This window comes from Pseudoalteromonas distincta (assembly GCF_005877035.1).
Lineage (GTDB): Bacteria > Pseudomonadota > Gammaproteobacteria > Enterobacterales > Alteromonadaceae > Pseudoalteromonas > Pseudoalteromonas distincta.
Map to the genome: position 1 here is coordinate 2,288,159 of NZ_CP040558.1, position 16,660 is coordinate 2,304,818.

Here is a 16,660-nt window from a genome sequence, read left to right on the forward strand (position 1 = left end):
AGTTTCAATTTATACAAGCATTTGCCTCGCGAATCCTATATAATGCGCGCCTCTTTAAATTCGTTGAGGCGTATTAATGTCAGAACCAGTCACGTTTGAATCTCTAAATCTTTCTCCTGCAATTTTGAAGGCAGTTGAAGAGTTGGGTTACAAGACACCATCTGAAATCCAAGCTCAATGTATACCGTTATTGCTAGAAAGAAAGGACGTACTGGGACTAGCTCAAACGGGTACAGGTAAAACCGCAGCATTTGCACTGCCATTACTAAATAATATTGACCCGTCTGTGAAACAGCCACAGATCCTTGTACTCACACCAACACGTGAGCTTGCGATCCAAGTTGCTGAGGCATTCGAACAATATGCTAAACATGTTCGTGGTATTGAAGTATTGGCACTCTATGGTGGCCAAAGCTACAGTATCCAATTAAGCGCACTTCGTCGTGGCGCTCAGGTTATTGTTGCAACTCCAGGTCGTTTAATCGATCACATTAACCGTGGCACTATCAAGTTTGATGCTCTACAAGCACTTGTACTTGATGAAGCCGATGAAATGTTACGTATGGGCTTTATCGATGATGTAGAAAGCATCATGGAAAAAACACCGCGCGAAAAGCAAACATGTCTTTTCTCTGCGACTATGCCTAAGCAAATTCAAAACATCAGCAGCAAGTATATGAACAATCCTGAACAGGTTCATATTTCTGCGCGTAACTCGACAGTATCATCTGTTGAGCAAGTGTTTTGGAATGCAAGCGTACATAAAAATAAAGCAATTGTTCGCTTCTTAGAAGCTGAGCAATATGAAGGTGCTATTGTTTTCGTACGTACGCGTAACGATACAGTACAACTTGCTGAGTTATTAGAGCGCGAAGGTTTCTCTGCTGCTCCACTTAACGGTGACATGAACCAGCAAGCACGTGAACGCACTGTAGATCGCTTAAAAAGTGGCATGCTAAACATTGTTATTGCAACAGATGTAGCGGCACGTGGTCTAGATGTTGACCGTTTAAGCTTAGTTATCAACTACGATATCCCACAAGATTCTGAAGCCTACGTTCACCGTATCGGCCGTACAGGTCGTGCTGGTCGTACTGGTAAAGCAATCTTATTCGTAAAACATAACGAACGTTATTTACTTAAAAATATCATTCGTCATACGAAGTCTGAAATTGCTCAAGTTGAATTACCTACAGCAAAAATTGTTGAAGAAAAACGTATCGAAGCGTTACAAGCAAAATTAACTATTGCGCTTGAAAACAAAGACATCACGTTCTTCAATGAAGTAGCTACTAACATGGCTGAAAAACTTGACCTTCCTCTTGAAAGCTTAGCGGGTGCGTTACTGTGTTTAGCACAGCAACAGTCGCCAATTAAAGTTGAAGAAGTTAAGATTCAACCTCGTGAACGTAACGAGCGTAACGACCGCAATTCACGCAACGATCGTGGTGACCGTGGACGTCGTAACGAACGTGGCGGCGAACGTGGTGGAGAGCGCGCTGAGCGTAAACCTCGCGAACGTAACAGCCGTGATGCAGGTCCTATGGATACGTACCGTATCGAAGTAGGTCGTGAACATGGTGTTCAGGTTAAAAATATTGTTGGCGCTATCGCTAACGAAGCTGACATCTCAAGCAAGTTTATTGGTGATATTCGTCTACACGACAATCACAGCACGGTTCAATTACCGCAAAACATGCCTAAAGATGTACTTGATCACTTCCAAAAAGTGTTTATTTGTAAACGCCCTATGGGCTTAACAATTACAACTGATCAAGGTCCTGCTGAACCACGTGGCGAACGCTCTGAGCGTCCAGCTGGTGATAAGAAACGCAGCTTTAATAAAGATGACGGCGCACGCGGTGATAAGCGCAGCGGTCCTCGTAAAGAACGTCGCCCTGTAAGCTTCACAGCTAAATAAGCAACGACTCTTTAATAAAAAAACCTTGCCACGAAAGTGACAAGGTTTTTTTGTTTTTAAGCTGCTACAGTGAAAAAAAGTAAACTTTCGCGTCAATTCAATAGCGGCTTGAGATAGTTTTTTTAGCCTGAGTTCGGGTTGCTTAATGCCTATAAATACATTTCTCTGATTTTTAAAATAACAAAAATTCTGTAAACTAGACAAAGGCTATAGTTCACGGACGAATTAAAAATTGAAAAAGATTTACGACAACTTGCTCTTTGTAGCAATAGTACTCCCCATTTTATTATGCATCACTATACCTATTTTAATGGACTTTACAGATCCACCATTCATCTCAAATGAACTATACGACGCTGTTTTCTTTATAACCCTCCCTATTATCTGTTGTGCACTATTTATCTATTTAAATATACTTATATTCAATAAATATAAACGCTGCAGTAAATATAGAGAATCACTTAAATACAATTTCTCAGATACTAAAATAAAATTAGCATCCATTTTCATGTACCCATTATCCCCTTTATTAATCTTTGGAACACTCTATGTTTTTATCTCTGATCCTATTAAATTATGGGCTTACTACACACAAGGCGACTATTGGTATAAAGAATACATCCTGACCGATGTACAAGAGTGTGGCACTGAGTATGAAGATAGCTGTACTCGTTTATACTTCAAAGACCCTAAAACGAATAAGATTCATGATTTTAGGTGGTATGACGATAAGTCTACAATAATGAACAACAAAAATGATTATGTGTATATTGTTGGAGAGGCCAGCTTATTTGGCTATATAGTGAGAGATTTAGAAAGGTAACTTAGACTTACTTTTACATTACAGGACTTTTATTTAAAAACCTCACTCAAGTGAGTGAGGTTCATAAAGGTTTAGGTTAAGGCAATGCTGGATAAATGTAGCTTGCATCTAAACCTAAAGGAATACCAAGTGCCCAATAACCTAATAAAAAGATACTCCAGCCAATCATAAAGGCGATTGAGTACGGCAGCATAATAGCAATTAAAGTGCCTATACCGGTGCCTTTGACATACTTTTGACAGTACACCACCACCAATGGGAAGTATGGCATTAACGGTGTAATAATATTAGAGCTTGAGTCACCTACACGATAAGCGGCTTGAGTTAAGTCTGGCGAAATACCGAGTTGCATTAACATCGGTACAAAAATGGGGCCAAGTAACGCCCATTTTGCTGAACTTGAACCTACAAACAAGTTAACAAAGCCAGTTAAAAAGATAATGCCTACAACCGTTACTGCACTTGGCAATTCCATCGCCTTTAATAACTGCGCACCTTCAATTGCGAGCAGTGCACCTAAATTTGATTTACTAAATGCAGCAATAAATAGCGAACAGAAAAACGCCATGACGATATAATATGCCATGCCGCTCATCGCTTTACTCATAGCATCAATCATATCTTTTGAAGTTTTAAAGGTACCTACCGTAAAGCCATATACAGTGCCCGGGATCCAAAAAAGTAAAAATATTAGTGGTACAATTGATTGCATTAAAGGAGAGCTAAAATTAGTAAGGGATCCATCACTACTGCGCATTGCAGAATCGTCTGGAGCAGAGACAAATGCTAATAACGCAAGTCCAGCAATCATCACGGTACTGGCTATATAAAAGGCACGTTTTTCATCACTACGTGCATCTTCAAATACAGGTAAATCCTCTTTAGCACCATCAACTGCTGTTTTTTGTAAACGTGGTTCAATAATTTTATCGGTAATGTACCAGCCTAATGCCACAATAAATAAGCTAGATGCTGAAGCAAATGCCCAGTTATTTAACGGGTTAATTGTTATTGCAGGATTAATTATTTGCGCCGCACTTTGGGTAAAGCTTTGTAGTAATGGGTCGATACCCGATGGAATAAAGTTAGCCCCAAAACCACCACTGACTCCTGCAAATGCAGCTGCAATACCCGCAAGCGGATGGCGTCCTGCAGCATAAAATATAACACCGGCAAGTGGAATAACTAATACATAACCTGCATCAGTAGCGGTATGGCTCACAATAGCCACTAAAATGATTGAAGGCGTTAATAGCTTTTTAGGAGTAACTTTAAGCATTAACTTAAGGCCGGTATTAATAAAGCCCGAATGCTCTGCAACACCGACACCTAACATAGCTACTAACACGACACCTAAGGGAGCAAAGCCAGTAAAGGTTTTTACCATAGAGGATAAAAAAGTAGCGAGCGAATCACTTGCCAGCATATTATTAATAATAATCGCTTCACCGGTACGTGGGTCTATTGCATCAAAGCTCACGCCTGAAAACCACCACGACAAAAACCAAATTAATAACATTGCAAATAGAAATATTACGGCTGGATCTGGAAGCTTATTTCCTACTCGCTCAACAAAATTTAAAAAACGCGCTACAACCCCTGAAGGTAAAGCGTCTTGATTATTATTCATTTTTATTGTTCCTAAAATTTATTTTAGTAACAATATCGCATAAAAACAAAACAGTAAATTAACATGGGAATGTGCTTTAAAAGTTTTGGGCACAAAAAAACACGATAGTGATAAACAAATCGTGTTTTTTTTGCCACTTAGGGTTAAGCGAGGGCTTTAACTTCATCCCACAAGCGTGCAACTAATGCCTTGTCTTCTTCGTTAAGCTCGCCGTTGCGATATGCTTTAACTAAGCTTTGCTCTACAGTTTCGTTTAGCTCATCTATACTGATTGTCAGCTTTTCTACTTCGGCATAACCAACTGCAAGATCAAAATGACCTCGTAAATAGCCGCCAGCAAATAACTCATCGTCAGTTGCTTTTATTACTAAATCATCGAAGTACTGCTGGGCTGCATCGATATAGTTCACTAAACTCATTTATTAATCTCCTGGTTTTGCAAAGCACCTGTATTTTCAAGGTTTTGGTGCCCTACTGCATACATAATATGGTCGTTAAATCCGGTGGTTACTTTAATATAACCGGTTAATTCATCATCTAATTCGCCATCGCCGGTGTCACAAATAAGGGGGCGGCTATTAAGCGCTTGTAGTTTTGTTTTTGTTGCTACTACAATAATGTTTTCTTTGCCAATTGCACGTATAAGCGCAGGGCTCAATTGCTGATTACCACGGCCAAAAATATGCCCTTGCCCGCCAATGAGCGTAATGACTAACTTAGTACTTTGATCATGTGTAAGCTCAAGTAATTGCTTAGCCGTTAAATCTTGGGCAACTAAGGTTTGATCTTTTATTAAATCAACACCAAGTAACGTATTTTCAAGCCCCATCTCTTCCATTATGGCTTCAACCGTTGAGCCGCTACCCATAATATAAAATGTGTCTTCATCCATTTGCGATACAACATGCGCTGCAATGTCGGCAAGTACGAGTTCGTCGGTTTCTTTACCGCCATTTTTAACCGCTTGCATATAGCGTACTTCGCTAGGTGTTTGCATTTCGCCGTAGCGTTTGGCTTTTACTGTGCCTTGCCTGAAAGCATCTTCATCTATATCCATTACATCTGCATCGGCTAAGGTAACTAACTCACCCTTAACCAGCATTTCGACTACGCGCCCTGCAGCCTTTGGCGTGATAGCGTAAACACCAGAATGAATTTTACAACCTGCGGGAATACCAAGTACGGGAATGGTATCCTCTATTGCATGGCAAATGTTACGTGCTGTACCGTCGCCTCCGGCAAATAAGACTAAATCAACACCAGAGTTTTTAAGTATTTTTGCGGCTTGTTCTGTGTCATCTGGGGTTGTTATTGCAGAAGTGTTATATACAACCTCTACATTAAAGCCCAAAGCTTTTGCTGTTTGCTCACCCATGTCACCGTTAACAGTGTAAATAGTTAAGCGTTCTTTATAAGGTAATAGCACCTCAAGCGCTGCTTTTGTTCGGCTATTTGCTTTTGGCTCTGCACCTAATTCAATTGCTTTAGCGGCTGTGTGCGCGCCATCACTGCCTTTTAAGGCAACTGTGCCACCTAAACCTGCTACAGGGTTTACAATTAAGCCTAATTTAAACGCCATTACAAAGCTCCTTTGGATGTTGCCAATTAAATTGCTGCGCTGTTAATGGCCACTGTGTATTGTAAAAATCAGACAGTGCTTTTAAAAATGACTCTGTACGAGAGTTAAAGCCATTTTCGATTAGCGATAATACCCGTGCATGTACGCGCTGCTGAAAATCAAACCGACACGTTTGTTCGCCGTTTAAGTTATCCACCGACACATTAAAATTAAACCCTGCTGCGGTGCTTAATAACCACTCTATAGCTTGGGGCTTTATTTCTACCTTTTCAAACTCAGCTTGTTTTTGTTTGTCGCGCCCGTCTGGGCAGTACCAATAGCCGTAATCTTCTAATAACCGACGTGCATCACCGGCCACCAGCCAGTGTGCTATTTCATGTAATGCACTGGCATAAAAACCATGCGCAAATACAACTTGGTGATATGGCACCTGCTCTGTTGCTGGTAAATACACAGGCTCACAATCGCCTTTTATCAGTCGTGTATTGTGACTTTGATAAAAAGTGCGCTCAAAAATTGAAATTAGATCAGCTATTTGATGCATAAAAATTGATTAATTCGTCTCGGTTACAGCGCCATATTAGCGCACTAAAAACGAGACGAATTGTACGGGCTTTTACAACTAAAGTAAAAATAAGGCGGGATAGTAAAATATAAGCGGATTAATCTTTCACTTTATTGATATTTTTAATAATACCTAAACAGTAAAGCGTATTGGCAAGTTCTTTACGCTGTGTTTTTTCACTTGAGGTTTTATTGGCTAAGCTAGTTAACATATCGTACCGTTTACGTAGAGTTAGTATATATCTGGCATGCTTACGGCATTCAAAACAACGTGTACAGTGTGAATCGACCCAAAAATCAAGTACCTCAAACCAATATTGCTGCTCTTGAGCAAAAAAAATAAATGCCTTAGAGCAACTTTCGCACTTCTCTTCAATATCAACATAAAGTGCCCGAGGGTCAATGGCATAGTTTTGCTTTTTTATATCTGCCAATATTACCGTATCAGGGAAGTATTTAAGCCTCGAGTAACGCCAGTGCGCATTCTCTATCGCCTCTATTGTCACTGAGGTATTGGTAGTTATCGGTTTATTGCCATACCTTGGGTGATTTAGATACATGAGCTGCCTAGTTTAAACTTATGATTTTAAGGCATAGAACATGCCATATGAAAAACAATAATTATACAGGCGTTCCTGCTTCATCACACTCTACAATATCGGTTTCGGTTAATGCCTGAGTGATCCATGCTTGCAATACGGGGCAACGCATAACAAAGTCACAATATTGTTGCGCCTCTGGCGATAACGTAATTTGATACGTTTTTAAACGCAATACAATAGGTACGTACATGGCATCAGCAATACTAAAGTCACCAAAAAACCACTCATTTGGAAACACATCTTGTTGCTGTGCAAATATCTCGTCTATACGGGCTATGTCTTTTAATGCTTCGCTCGATAGGTCTACTTTACGGGTAGCTCTTATATTCATTGGCATTTCGCTGCGCAGCGCCATAAAGCCTGAATGCATTTCAGCGCTTAGCGCACGCGCTTTAGCTCTTTGGGTAATATATTTTGGCCATGCAGCGCCCGATAAGTAAGCATCGTTAATATATTCACAAATTGCTAGTGAATCCCATACCTGTAAATCGCCATCAATTAACGCTGGAACTTTTTGCACAGCAAAGGTCTTTTTTAGTTCATTGTAAAAATCAGGGGTGTCGAGTACCAGCTGGGTTTCACTAAACTCAACATCAAATTTACTCATTAAATACCATGCGCGTAATGACCAGCTGGAGTAGTTTTTATTACCGATGAATAATTGCATATTGTAAATACCAAAGTGAATAGACGCTCCTACCTTACTAGGTGATTAAACAACCAACAACATTTTGTTTAAAGTCTCTTTGCTAACGGTTACTTAAAGCTATTAATTACTCACTTAACTGCTTGTTTAAATGTTTTTTCAATAGTTGAGTATTACGCGTGTTAGCTTTAAAAAACGCATCAAATATATCGCCAAAAAATGGCACTAAGCCGCCCACAAAATCTATGAGCATATTAATGATCATCTTAGTCTTTATACGTTTACTCACACCTAAACGCTGCGCTTCTATCAGCACATAGCTTGATAAAATTAGCCCTGCGGCATCACCTATTACAGGGATTAAACCAATCACCGCCTCCAAACCTATATTAAATTTAGTAAAAGGAATACCAATGCTGCTATCCGTTAACTTACTGAAACGTTCTAAGCGGGCTATTGCAGCTTGGGCTTTTATTTGTGAGTGTTCATTAATATTATCGTTCATGATTACGACCCTCCTTCTTGCAGTATATAGGGCTTACTTGAACAACTCCTGAAAGGCTTTAAACTAAATTACAGACATAAAAAAACGCGGTAATCCGCGTTTTTTATAATTATAAATACTTACACTGAGCCGTTAATTGGCCCGTGCTGATGATTTACATGCGGATTTTGTCCGCGTTGACGCAGTAAGTGGTCCATTAAGGTAATGGCCATCATTGCCTCAGCAATCGGGATTGCACGAATGCCCACACACGGATCGTGACGACCTTTAGTGATCATCTCTACCGCTTCGTTGCTTGTATTAATACTGTTACCTGGGATGGTAATGCTCGACGTTGGTTTTAGCGCAATAGAAGCAATAATATCTTGCCCTGTCGAAATACCCGCAAGTACGCCACCTGCATGATTTGATGTAAAACCTTCAGGGGTTAGCTCGTCACGATGCTCAGAGCCTTTTTGCTCAACTACGTCAAAGCCATCACCAATTTCAACGCCTTTAACTGCGTTAATACTCATTAATGAGTGTGCAAGTTCAGCGTCAAGGCGGTCAAATACTGGCTCACCAAGACCAACAGGTACATTGCTTGCCACTACTTTTACTTTAGCGCCAACTGAGTCACCTTGCTTTTTAAGGTCACGCATATATTCATCAAGCGCTTCAAGCTTACTTGCATCAGGGAAGAAGAATAAGTTATTTTCCACTTCATCCCAGTCAAACGTTTCCGCCTTGATAGGACCAAGCTGACTTAAACATGCTTTAACTTCAATACCATGAAATTGCTTTAAGTATTTTTTAGCAATAGCACCTGCCGCTACGCGTATCGCGGTTTCGCGTGCAGATGAACGACCGCCACCGCGATAATCGCGCAAGCCGTACTTATGCCAATACGTGTAATCGCCATGACCTGGGCGAAATACATCTTTAATTTTGCCGTAATCTTGCGAGCGTTGATCGGTATTTTCAATCAATAAACCAATGCTGGTACCTGTGGTTTTACCTTCAAAAACGCCTGCTAATATTTTTATTTGATCGCTTTCACGGCGCTGCGTTGTGTAACGGCTTTGGCCTGGTTTTCGGCGATCTAAATCAATTTGTAAGTCGGCCTCTGTGATTTCAAGACCTGCGGGAGTACCATCAACAACGCCGCCTAATGCAACGCCGTGGCTCTCACCAAAGGTGGACACTTTAAATAACTGCCCAATGCTATTACCTGCCATTAACTTTCCTCATTCCTAATGACTACCAATAGCCAAGCACAGGGCTTGGCTATTCATTTTTTACTTATTTTGCAAAATACTCGTCTAGCTGCTTTTTGCTAATTACAAATACACCTAAGCCGCCTTGTTCAAATTCAATCCATTCAAACGGCGCGCCCGGATACAGTGCATCCATATGTACCATAGAGTTACCAACTTCTACAAATAACAAACCGTTATCAGTTAGATGTTCACTCGCTTCGCTTAATATAGTACGGGTTACATCTAAACCATCGTGGCCTGATGCAAGCCCAAGCTCTGGTTCATGATGAAACTCACGTGGCAGGTCAGCCATATCTTCTGCATCAACATACGGTGGGTTTGCTACTATTAGGTCGTATTTTTGACCTGGTACACCGCTAAATACATCAGATTGAATAGGTAACACGCGCTCAGTTAACATGTAATCGTTAATGTTTATGTCTGTCACTTCAAGCGCTTCATACGATATATCTACCGCATCAACTTGTGCCTGCTCAAAAGCTTGCGCAAGTGCGATTGCGATACAACCCGAACCCGTACATAAATCTAATATACGGTTTACCGATTGTGGCTCTTCAAGCCACGGCGTAAAGCGATTACTAATAAGCTCGGCAAATGGTGAGCGAGGTATAAGTACACGTTCATCCACATAAAACGGCATACCCGCAAACCATGCAATGTTTGTTAAGTAAGGTACTGGTGTGCAGTCGTTAATACGTTCTGCAATAAGACCCGCAAGTCGGTTTTTTTCTGTGCTTGTTAAACGCGCGTGCATTAATTCTTTTGGCGCATCAACAGGCAAGCTAAGCGCAGGCAGTAATAAGCTTACAGCTTCATCCCATGCGTTATCTGTACCGTGTCCAAAAAATATACTACTACTTGCAAATTGGCTTGTAGTCCAACGTAACCAGTCATGTAAAGTTGACAGTTCTGCAACGGCTTCTTCGAGTGTTGCTTCTTCTATTTGTAAATCGCTCATATATTTTTACCTGTATTAGCTTACTGACTGTTTTGAGTCTTTAAGACGATTGCATTGCCTATCTGCGCTGGGCAAATTACAATTGCCCCTCATTTAAGTATTGTACCGCCTTTTGCGCTGCGTTTTTACGTTTTTTTGTTTAGGTAATAGTTATGAAAAAAGACACTCCATCACATTCGTCCCTAAGCAATGACGACATAAGCTTATTTCGTCAAACGATCACAGGCGCCAAAGTATTTAAACAAGATACTCATCGTTTTGATACAAAGCCTAAGGTGTCACAAGCTAAGCAATTTGCCCAGCAAAAAAAGCAGGCTCAATCTGAATTTTTCTTCTCAGACGTTTATATTCCCGATATAGACACCCACGGCACGGTTAAATATGTAAAACCTGGCCAAGATACTTTCCTAGCTAAACAGCTTCGCCGTGGTGACTTTGCACCCGATTTGACGCTAGATTTACACGGCTTAAATAAAGAACTTGCTAAAGACGAACTCGCTGGGCTCATTCACGAATGTAAAAAGCAGCATTATTATTGTGCATGTGTAGTGCATGGTATTGGTGGCGGCGTACTAAAGCACAAAGTGCCTCAGTACTTAGTACAACACCCTGACGTAATAGCGATGCACCAAGCCCCTCTCGAATATGGTGGAAGAGGCGCTGTACTCATACTAATTAATTTACCGCAAAGTGATGAATTTAGACGCTAACTTTAGCTATTACCAGGATGTAACTACGTGCATATTTTTTCAATTATTTTTCCGCTCATTTTTATTGTTGCGCTTGGTTATAGCTGTTGCCGATTAAAATTTTTCGACAAGCAGCATATCGCAGGCCTGAGTAAGTTTACTTTTTATATTAGTTTGCCTGCTTTTTTATTATTAAATATGTCGCAAATTAACTTACAGCAAAGTATTAGCCTTTTTGCATTTTTGAGCTTTTACATACCTGTTTTGAGTGTATTTGGGGTGGGTATATTAATTGATCGCTTTTATTTAAGTAAAAAACATTTAAAAAACTACCAACAACACGGTGTATTTGGACTTGCTTCTAGCTATTCAAATATGGTGTTAGTGGGTATTCCTATTGTTATTGCCTCGCTTGGCAAAGAAATGATAGCCATTGCATTTATGATCATTACTTTTCATAGCACATTGTTATTTGCACTTACATTTTTAATAGGCGCTAAAGGTAGCAGCGATAAATTTTCGTGGTCGCACTTTGGAAAAAGTATGGTGTTAAACCCAATAGTACTGAGTATTGGATGCGGGCTTATATTAAACATATTAGGAGTTACACTGTTTACCGACTTAGCAAATAGTTTGGAGCTATTAGCTAAACCAGCAATTGCCTGTGCGCTATTTGTACTTGGTGCAAATTTAGCTTTTTATAAAATAGCTGCAAATTGGCAACCGGCGTTAATAGCATCAGTTTTAAAAATATTTTTATTGCCTGCGTTAGTTTTATTGGTAGGCACTTATGTATTTAAGCTAGACACGCAAATACTTAATGTATTGGTACTTTTAAGTGCGTCCCCTGTTGGCGTAAATGCTTATCTTATTGCGACTCAAATAAAGCAGCATGAAGCCACGCTTGCTGGGGCTGTCGTACTTTCTACTATCTTAAGTGTTATTAGCTTTACGTTTTGGCTAGCTTTATTACTTTAGCTTACAAACCGCCGGCTACATCAACAAAGCTACCCGTTGTAAAAGAAGCGTGCTCTGAAGCTAAAAAGTAAATTGCTGCAGCAACCTCTTCGGGTGTACCGCCTCTGCCAAGGGGTAGTTTACTTTTAAGACGATCGACTCGATTTTCTTCACCGCCATCGCTATGCATATCAGTGTAAATAAGCCCAGGTCTAACCGAGTTAACTCGAATACCTTTACTTGCCACCTCTTTTGCCAAGCCAATAGTAAATGTGTCCATTGCACCTTTAGATGCTGCATAATCAATGTACTCATTAGGAGAGCCCGTTTTAGCGGCCCCCGATGAAACATTAACAATACTACCACTATTTCCCATTCGCTTTATTGCCTCACGGCTACATAAAAAAGCACTGGTAATATTTGTAGTCAAAACTTCGTTTATGCGCTCAGCACTCATTCCTAACAAAGGCATTTGTGGTTTTAAAATACCGGCGTTATTTATTAGTACATCAAGTTGACCAAAGACTTTATCTATATGCATAAATAAAGCTAAAACGTCAGCCTCTAGTGACACGTCACCTTGAATTACTTCAGCCTCAACTCCTAATTGCTTTACTTTTTCTGCCACCAATATTGCACTAGCTAAATCAGCTTTATAATTAATGCAAACATCATAACCATGCTTTGCAAAATATAGTGCGGTAGCTGCGCCAATACCTCGGCTAGAGCCTGTGATAAGTACAACGGGGGAGCGATTCATTAAAGCTATTATTCTTTTAAAGCTGCGACTACTGAAATTTCAACAAGTAGTGCATCACGTGCCATTTTAGCTTCCACGCAGGCACGTGCTGGTGCATAACCCTCGGGTACCCATGCATCCCATACTGCATTCATATCAGCAAAGTATTCCATGCTCTTTACATAAATAGTCGCGCTAAGCATGTGTTCTTTTGAACTCCCTGCTTCATCAAGCAGCGCCTCTACTTTATCAAGCATAGTTTGAGTTTGCTCTTTAATACCTTTTTGCGCGTCGGCGCATACCTGCCCACATAAATACACAGTGCCATTATGTTTTACTATGCGGCTCATGCGCGCACCTGTTTGTAAGCGTTCTATCGTCATATTACTTTTCTCAATTATTTAAAGGTTTTCTGGGGCATTTATACTTATATAACTACTACGCTGGGTTTGCTCATCATAACTAATAACAGCAACAGCACCTGTATTAAAAATTGGCATATTACCAGGGCTTAATTGATCCACTAAATAACTTACAATAGGCATGTGTGCCACTATAAGCCATGTATTGCATTGGGGATGAGTAGCAATAAGCGTTTCAAGATAGTCAGCAGCAATTTGAGGTTTGCCTTCGGGGATAATATCGGACGTGGTTTCGCTAAATTTAAATACGTTATTTTTAGCCACACCTGCAGCTGTTTGCTGTGCACGAATGTAAGGACTAACTAACAGTGCATCAGGGCAATGTGCTTTACTGAGCCAAAGGCCCATTTTTTCAGCTTCATCGTGCCCTGCTTGGGTTAAATTTCTACCTGCATCATCAGCCTGCATGGGTGTTGCTTCGCCGTGGCGCATTATTAGGATTGTTTTCATAAAAAATCAACCGATTAAAGAATATAAAACAGTAGCCAGTTTGCCCATTTGTCAGCTATATTAACTACATAAATCTATTTATTTCTAAATAATTCTTTCATGAGATTCAGGTAAATCTTTAAGCTGTATTTCGCTTTCCTGAAGCCATCATCTGTTGTTAACAAGTAAACGTTTAGTTTCAGGAGCATCATTTGAATATCAGCCGCAATGATAACAGAGCATACCGCGCCTTTACACTGGACAATGGTCTAAAAGTACTATTAGTGCAAGATAAAGATTCTACAAAAGCGGCAGCATCAATGGCAGTTAACGCCGGGCATTTTGACGATCCTCTTGATAGGCAAGGCCTAGCACACTTTTTAGAGCACATGCTTTTTTTAGGCACTGACCAATACCCAGATTCAGGCATTTTTAATAATTTTGTTTCACAAGCTGGCGGGAACACTAATGCGTGGACTGGCACTGAGCATACCTGTTACTTTTTTGATATTAATAACCAAGAATTTGAACAGGCGCTTACCCAATTTAGCCGTTTTTTTATTGCGCCACTTTTAAATTCAGCCGAAACAGAAAAAGAACGCAACGCAATTGAAGCCGAGTTTAAACTAAAAATAAAAGACGATGGTCGCCGTATTTATCAAGCCCACAAAGAAACGGTAAATCCAGCTCATCCATTTGCTAAATTTTCTGTAGGAAACCTACAAACCTTAGCTGACAGAGAGCGCTGTATTAGTGATGAGCTTCGCGACTTTTTTAATAGTCAGTACCAAGCTCAGTGGATGACTTTAGTTATTTGCGCAAACGAAACATTAGACACACTACAAAGCTGGGCACAAACTTACTTTGGCGCAATTAAGGGTAATAAAAACCTCAAAAAGCCAGAGATCAGTGAGCCACTCTATCGCAAACAAGACATAGGAAAAATACTTCATATTGAGCCGCATAAGCATATGCAAAAACTTATCATAAGTTTTGCTATGCCTAATATTGACGACTTTTATCGCCACAAAACAGTGAGTTTTATTGCCCATTTACTTGGCTATGAAGGCGCGGGTTCTCTTTATTCTATTTTAAAAGAGCAAGGCTGGATAAACGCGCTTTCTGCTGGCGGTGGTATTAATGGCAGCAACTTTAAAGATTTTAATATTAGCTTAGCGCTTACCGATGAAGGTATTGAATACTTTGAAGACATTATTGAAATGGTGTTTGAATACATTTGCTTAATTAACGATAACACCGAAAAATTGCCGCGTTTATATCAAGATAAAAAAAATCTATTACAAATAGCATTCGATAACCAAGAAAAGTCACGCTTGATTGATTGGGTCAGTAATTTAAGCATTAATATGCAGCATTACGATGAAGCAAACTACGTGCAAGGCGACTATTTAATGGAAGGCTTTAAAAAAGCGACCCACGAAATGGCCATGCAGTGGTTAACGCCACATAATATGCGCATCGTACTTATACATCCAGATGTAGAGCCTGAACATAAAACCGCATGGTACAACACACCATATAAAGTAGAACATATTTCACCTAGTTGGCTTGATGCACTTAGCGAGATAAATAAACCGCTGAGCGAAATGCTGCTGCCTACCGCTAATCCTTATTTAACAAAAGAAGTGGTGTTATTTGATGTCATAAAACCACAAACAAAACCCGAGTTATTAGTAAAAGAACCCGGTTTTGACTTCTGGTTTAAACAAGACAACACATTTCGTGTTGCTAAAGGTCATTTTTATTTGGCCATGGATTCTGATTTTGCCGTAAAAGATGTAAAACATATGGCACTCACCCGCTTATTTACAGATTTATTTATGGATAGCGTGGGCGAGCAATTTTATCCTGCAGAACTTGCGGGACTTAGCTACCACTTAACCTCGCATCAAGGTGGGTTAACTCTACATACCGCAGGGCTTTCATCCAGTCAGTTAGAGCTTGTTGATCAATTAATAGATGCTTTATTTAATGTAGAAATTTGTGCAAAACGCTTTGCTGAATATAAAAAACAACTTGTAAGGCATTGGCGCAATAGCAACCAAAACAAACCAGTCAGTGAGTTGTTTAGTATTTTAGGCGCAAAAATAATGCCTTGGAACCCTCAACCTGGGGAGCTTGCATCGGCATTAAAAAACACCTGTTTTCAGCAATTTAATGAGTTCAGAACAGACTTTTTTAAAGCACTACATGTTGAATCATTTTTACATGGTAACTGGCAGCAAAGTGATGCATTAGCCTTTCAAAAAAAGGTCGCCGAACACCTAAAAAACGCAGCCATAATTGAAGATTTAAGACGCCCTCTTTTTGAAATTAAAAAAGTAACTCGCTACGAGTTAGAACTTCCTTGTAGCGACCATGCCATGGTTGTTTACTATCAAGCGCAAACGGATTACGTGGCCGAAAAAGTAAAAATGATGGCGTTAAATCATTTAATTAATCAAGATTACTTTAACGAGTTACGAACAACACAACAGCTAGGTTATTTAGTGGGCGCAGGTTATGCACCTTTTAATACTCGTGCTGGAATAGCATTTTATGTGCAGTCACCTAAGTTTGATGCAAAAACATTATTGCATCGTCATAACAGCTTTATTAAAAAATACCTTGATAACATTGATGCACTTGATGAAAACGATTGGCAACAGCAAAAACATGGCCTTAGTACTCATATTGCAGAAAAAGATAAAAACTTGCGCCTGCGCTCACAACGGTTATGGCTTGCTATTGGTAACAGAGATCACGAATTTCATATGCAGCAGCGACTTTTAGATGCCCTAAACGCACTAACACTAAGAGAAGTAAAAGTTTATGCTCTAAGCCTATTTGATGATAATAGACCAAGATATGAGCTTTTAAGCTCGGCAAAAGTCAGTAAATCTCAAAATATGCCCGTTTACTCTCAATCTCTTTGAC

At 39.9% G+C, this 16,660-nt stretch carries 17 protein-coding genes; 5 read left to right on the forward strand and 12 right to left on the reverse strand.

What is annotated here, in order from left to right; all coding sequences use genetic code 11:
* Window positions 1-76 precede the first annotated feature (76 nt).
* Complete coding sequence (locus tag FFU37_RS10205) at window positions 77-1,921, forward strand: DEAD/DEAH box helicase (RefSeq protein WP_024606656.1); 1,845 nt, start codon at window positions 77-79, stop codon at window positions 1,919-1,921.
* A 232-nt stretch (window positions 1,922-2,153) separates the two neighbouring features.
* Window positions 2,154-2,744 (forward strand): hypothetical protein, encoded by a 591-nt coding sequence (locus FFU37_RS10210; protein ID WP_138489417.1) that lies wholly within the window; start codon window positions 2,154-2,156, stop codon window positions 2,742-2,744.
* 76 nt (window positions 2,745-2,820) lie between these two features.
* Here the strand turns inward: FFU37_RS10210 and FFU37_RS10215 are convergent, their stop codons facing one another.
* From FFU37_RS10215 to prmB, 9 genes are all read right to left on the reverse strand, one after another.
* Window positions 2,821-4,374, reverse strand: a complete 1,554-nt coding sequence (locus FFU37_RS10215; protein ID WP_039489264.1) for an AbgT family transporter — start codon at window positions 4,372-4,374, stop codon at window positions 2,821-2,823.
* Between the two features lie 143 nt (window positions 4,375-4,517).
* Complete coding sequence (locus FFU37_RS10220) at window positions 4,518-4,793, reverse strand: YfcL family protein (RefSeq protein ID WP_024596509.1); 276 nt, start codon at window positions 4,791-4,793, stop codon at window positions 4,518-4,520.
* Window positions 4,790-5,953, reverse strand: coding sequence for an ATP-NAD kinase family protein (locus FFU37_RS10225; protein ID WP_138489418.1), 1,164 nt, complete (start codon window positions 5,951-5,953; stop codon window positions 4,790-4,792). Before FFU37_RS10225 ends, FFU37_RS10220 begins: the two co-directional genes overlap by 4 nt.
* Window positions 5,943-6,497 (reverse strand): elongation factor P hydroxylase, encoded by a 555-nt coding sequence (locus FFU37_RS10230; RefSeq protein WP_138489419.1) that lies wholly within the window; start codon window positions 6,495-6,497, stop codon window positions 5,943-5,945. Before FFU37_RS10230 ends, FFU37_RS10225 begins: the two co-directional genes overlap by 11 nt.
* A gap of 118 nt (window positions 6,498-6,615) precedes the next feature.
* Complete coding sequence (locus FFU37_RS10235) at window positions 6,616-7,077, reverse strand: zinc-ribbon domain containing protein (protein WP_167334961.1); 462 nt, start codon at window positions 7,075-7,077, stop codon at window positions 6,616-6,618.
* A 61-nt stretch (window positions 7,078-7,138) separates the two neighbouring features.
* A complete protein-coding gene (locus FFU37_RS10240) occupies window positions 7,139-7,786 on the reverse strand; it encodes a glutathione S-transferase family protein (protein ID WP_039489255.1) in 648 nt (215 codons plus the stop codon).
* Between the two features lie 106 nt (window positions 7,787-7,892).
* Window positions 7,893-8,270 carry a DUF4112 domain-containing protein gene (locus FFU37_RS10245; RefSeq protein WP_024591638.1) on the reverse strand — a complete coding sequence of 126 codons (378 nt, stop codon included), beginning with the start codon at window positions 8,268-8,270 and terminating at the stop codon, window positions 7,893-7,895.
* A 119-nt stretch (window positions 8,271-8,389) separates the two neighbouring features.
* The gene (gene aroC, locus FFU37_RS10250) at window positions 8,390-9,487 is read right to left on the reverse strand and encodes a chorismate synthase (protein WP_002962170.1); all 1,098 of its coding nucleotides are present in this window, start codon (window positions 9,485-9,487) and stop codon (window positions 8,390-8,392) included.
* Between the two features lie 64 nt (window positions 9,488-9,551).
* The gene (prmB, locus tag FFU37_RS10255; RefSeq protein ID WP_002962167.1) at window positions 9,552-10,487 is read right to left on the reverse strand and encodes a 50S ribosomal protein L3 N(5)-glutamine methyltransferase; all 936 of its coding nucleotides are present in this window, start codon (window positions 10,485-10,487) and stop codon (window positions 9,552-9,554) included.
* A gap of 152 nt (window positions 10,488-10,639) precedes the next feature.
* On the opposite strand from prmB, the gene smrB reads away from it, so the two are divergent.
* A complete protein-coding gene (gene smrB / locus FFU37_RS10260; RefSeq protein ID WP_007377742.1) occupies window positions 10,640-11,197 on the forward strand; it encodes an endonuclease SmrB in 558 nt (185 codons plus the stop codon).
* Window positions 11,198-11,224: 27 nt separating this feature from the next.
* Window positions 11,225-12,154, forward strand: a complete 930-nt coding sequence (locus FFU37_RS10265; RefSeq protein ID WP_138489420.1) for an AEC family transporter — start codon at window positions 11,225-11,227, stop codon at window positions 12,152-12,154.
* 1 nt (window position 12,155) lies between these two features.
* On the opposite strand, the gene FFU37_RS10270 is transcribed toward FFU37_RS10265, so the two are convergent.
* The 3 genes from FFU37_RS10270 to sixA are packed head-to-tail and all read right to left on the reverse strand — an operon-like array spanning window position 12,156 to window position 13,744.
* Complete coding sequence (locus FFU37_RS10270; RefSeq protein WP_039489246.1) at window positions 12,156-12,893, reverse strand: SDR family oxidoreductase; 738 nt, start codon at window positions 12,891-12,893, stop codon at window positions 12,156-12,158.
* Window positions 12,894-12,901: 8 nt separating this feature from the next.
* On the reverse strand, window positions 12,902-13,255 hold the full coding sequence (locus tag FFU37_RS10275; protein ID WP_002962161.1) for a RidA family protein: 354 nt from the start codon (window positions 13,253-13,255) through the stop codon (window positions 12,902-12,904).
* Between the two features lie 18 nt (window positions 13,256-13,273).
* Entirely contained in the window at window positions 13,274-13,744 is a 471-nt protein-coding gene (gene sixA, locus FFU37_RS10280; protein ID WP_024593905.1) for a phosphohistidine phosphatase SixA, read from the reverse strand.
* Window positions 13,745-13,935: 191 nt separating this feature from the next.
* Between sixA and FFU37_RS10285 the strand changes: the two genes are divergently transcribed.
* Window positions 13,936-16,659 carry an insulinase family protein gene (locus FFU37_RS10285; RefSeq protein ID WP_138489421.1) on the forward strand — a complete coding sequence of 908 codons (2,724 nt, stop codon included), beginning with the start codon at window positions 13,936-13,938 and terminating at the stop codon, window positions 16,657-16,659.
* Window position 16,660 lies beyond the last annotated feature (1 nt).

Coding starts and splice junctions, on each gene's coding strand:
- FFU37_RS10270 (WP_039489246.1), bottom strand. CDS start 12,893: ATGAATCGCTCCCCCGTTGTACTTATCACAGGCTCTAGCCGAGGTATT.
- FFU37_RS10215 (WP_039489264.1), bottom strand. CDS start 4,374: ATGAATAATAATCAAGACGCTTTACCTTCAGGGGTTGTAGCGCGTTTT.
- FFU37_RS10275 (WP_002962161.1), bottom strand. CDS start 13,255: ATGACGATAGAACGCTTACAAACAGGTGCGCGCATGAGCCGCATAGTA.
- FFU37_RS10225 (WP_138489418.1), bottom strand. CDS start 5,953: ATGGCGTTTAAATTAGGCTTAATTGTAAACCCTGTAGCAGGTTTAGGT.
- FFU37_RS10230 (WP_138489419.1), bottom strand. CDS start 6,497: ATGCATCAAATAGCTGATCTAATTTCAATTTTTGAGCGCACTTTTTAT.
- FFU37_RS10220 (WP_024596509.1), bottom strand. CDS start 4,793: ATGAGTTTAGTGAACTATATCGATGCAGCCCAGCAGTACTTCGATGAT.
- prmB (WP_002962167.1), bottom strand. CDS start 10,487: ATGAGCGATTTACAAATAGAAGAAGCAACACTCGAAGAAGCCGTTGCA.
- smrB (WP_007377742.1), top strand. CDS start 10,640: ATGAAAAAAGACACTCCATCACATTCGTCCCTAAGCAATGACGACATA.
- sixA (WP_024593905.1), bottom strand. CDS start 13,744: ATGAAAACAATCCTAATAATGCGCCACGGCGAAGCAACACCCATGCAG.
- FFU37_RS10205 (WP_024606656.1), top strand. CDS start 77: ATGTCAGAACCAGTCACGTTTGAATCTCTAAATCTTTCTCCTGCAATT.
- FFU37_RS10240 (WP_039489255.1), bottom strand. CDS start 7,786: ATGCAATTATTCATCGGTAATAAAAACTACTCCAGCTGGTCATTACGC.
- FFU37_RS10245 (WP_024591638.1), bottom strand. CDS start 8,270: ATGAACGATAATATTAATGAACACTCACAAATAAAAGCCCAAGCTGCA.
- FFU37_RS10235 (WP_167334961.1), bottom strand. CDS start 7,077: ATGTATCTAAATCACCCAAGGTATGGCAATAAACCGATAACTACCAAT.
- aroC (WP_002962170.1), bottom strand. CDS start 9,487: ATGGCAGGTAATAGCATTGGGCAGTTATTTAAAGTGTCCACCTTTGGT.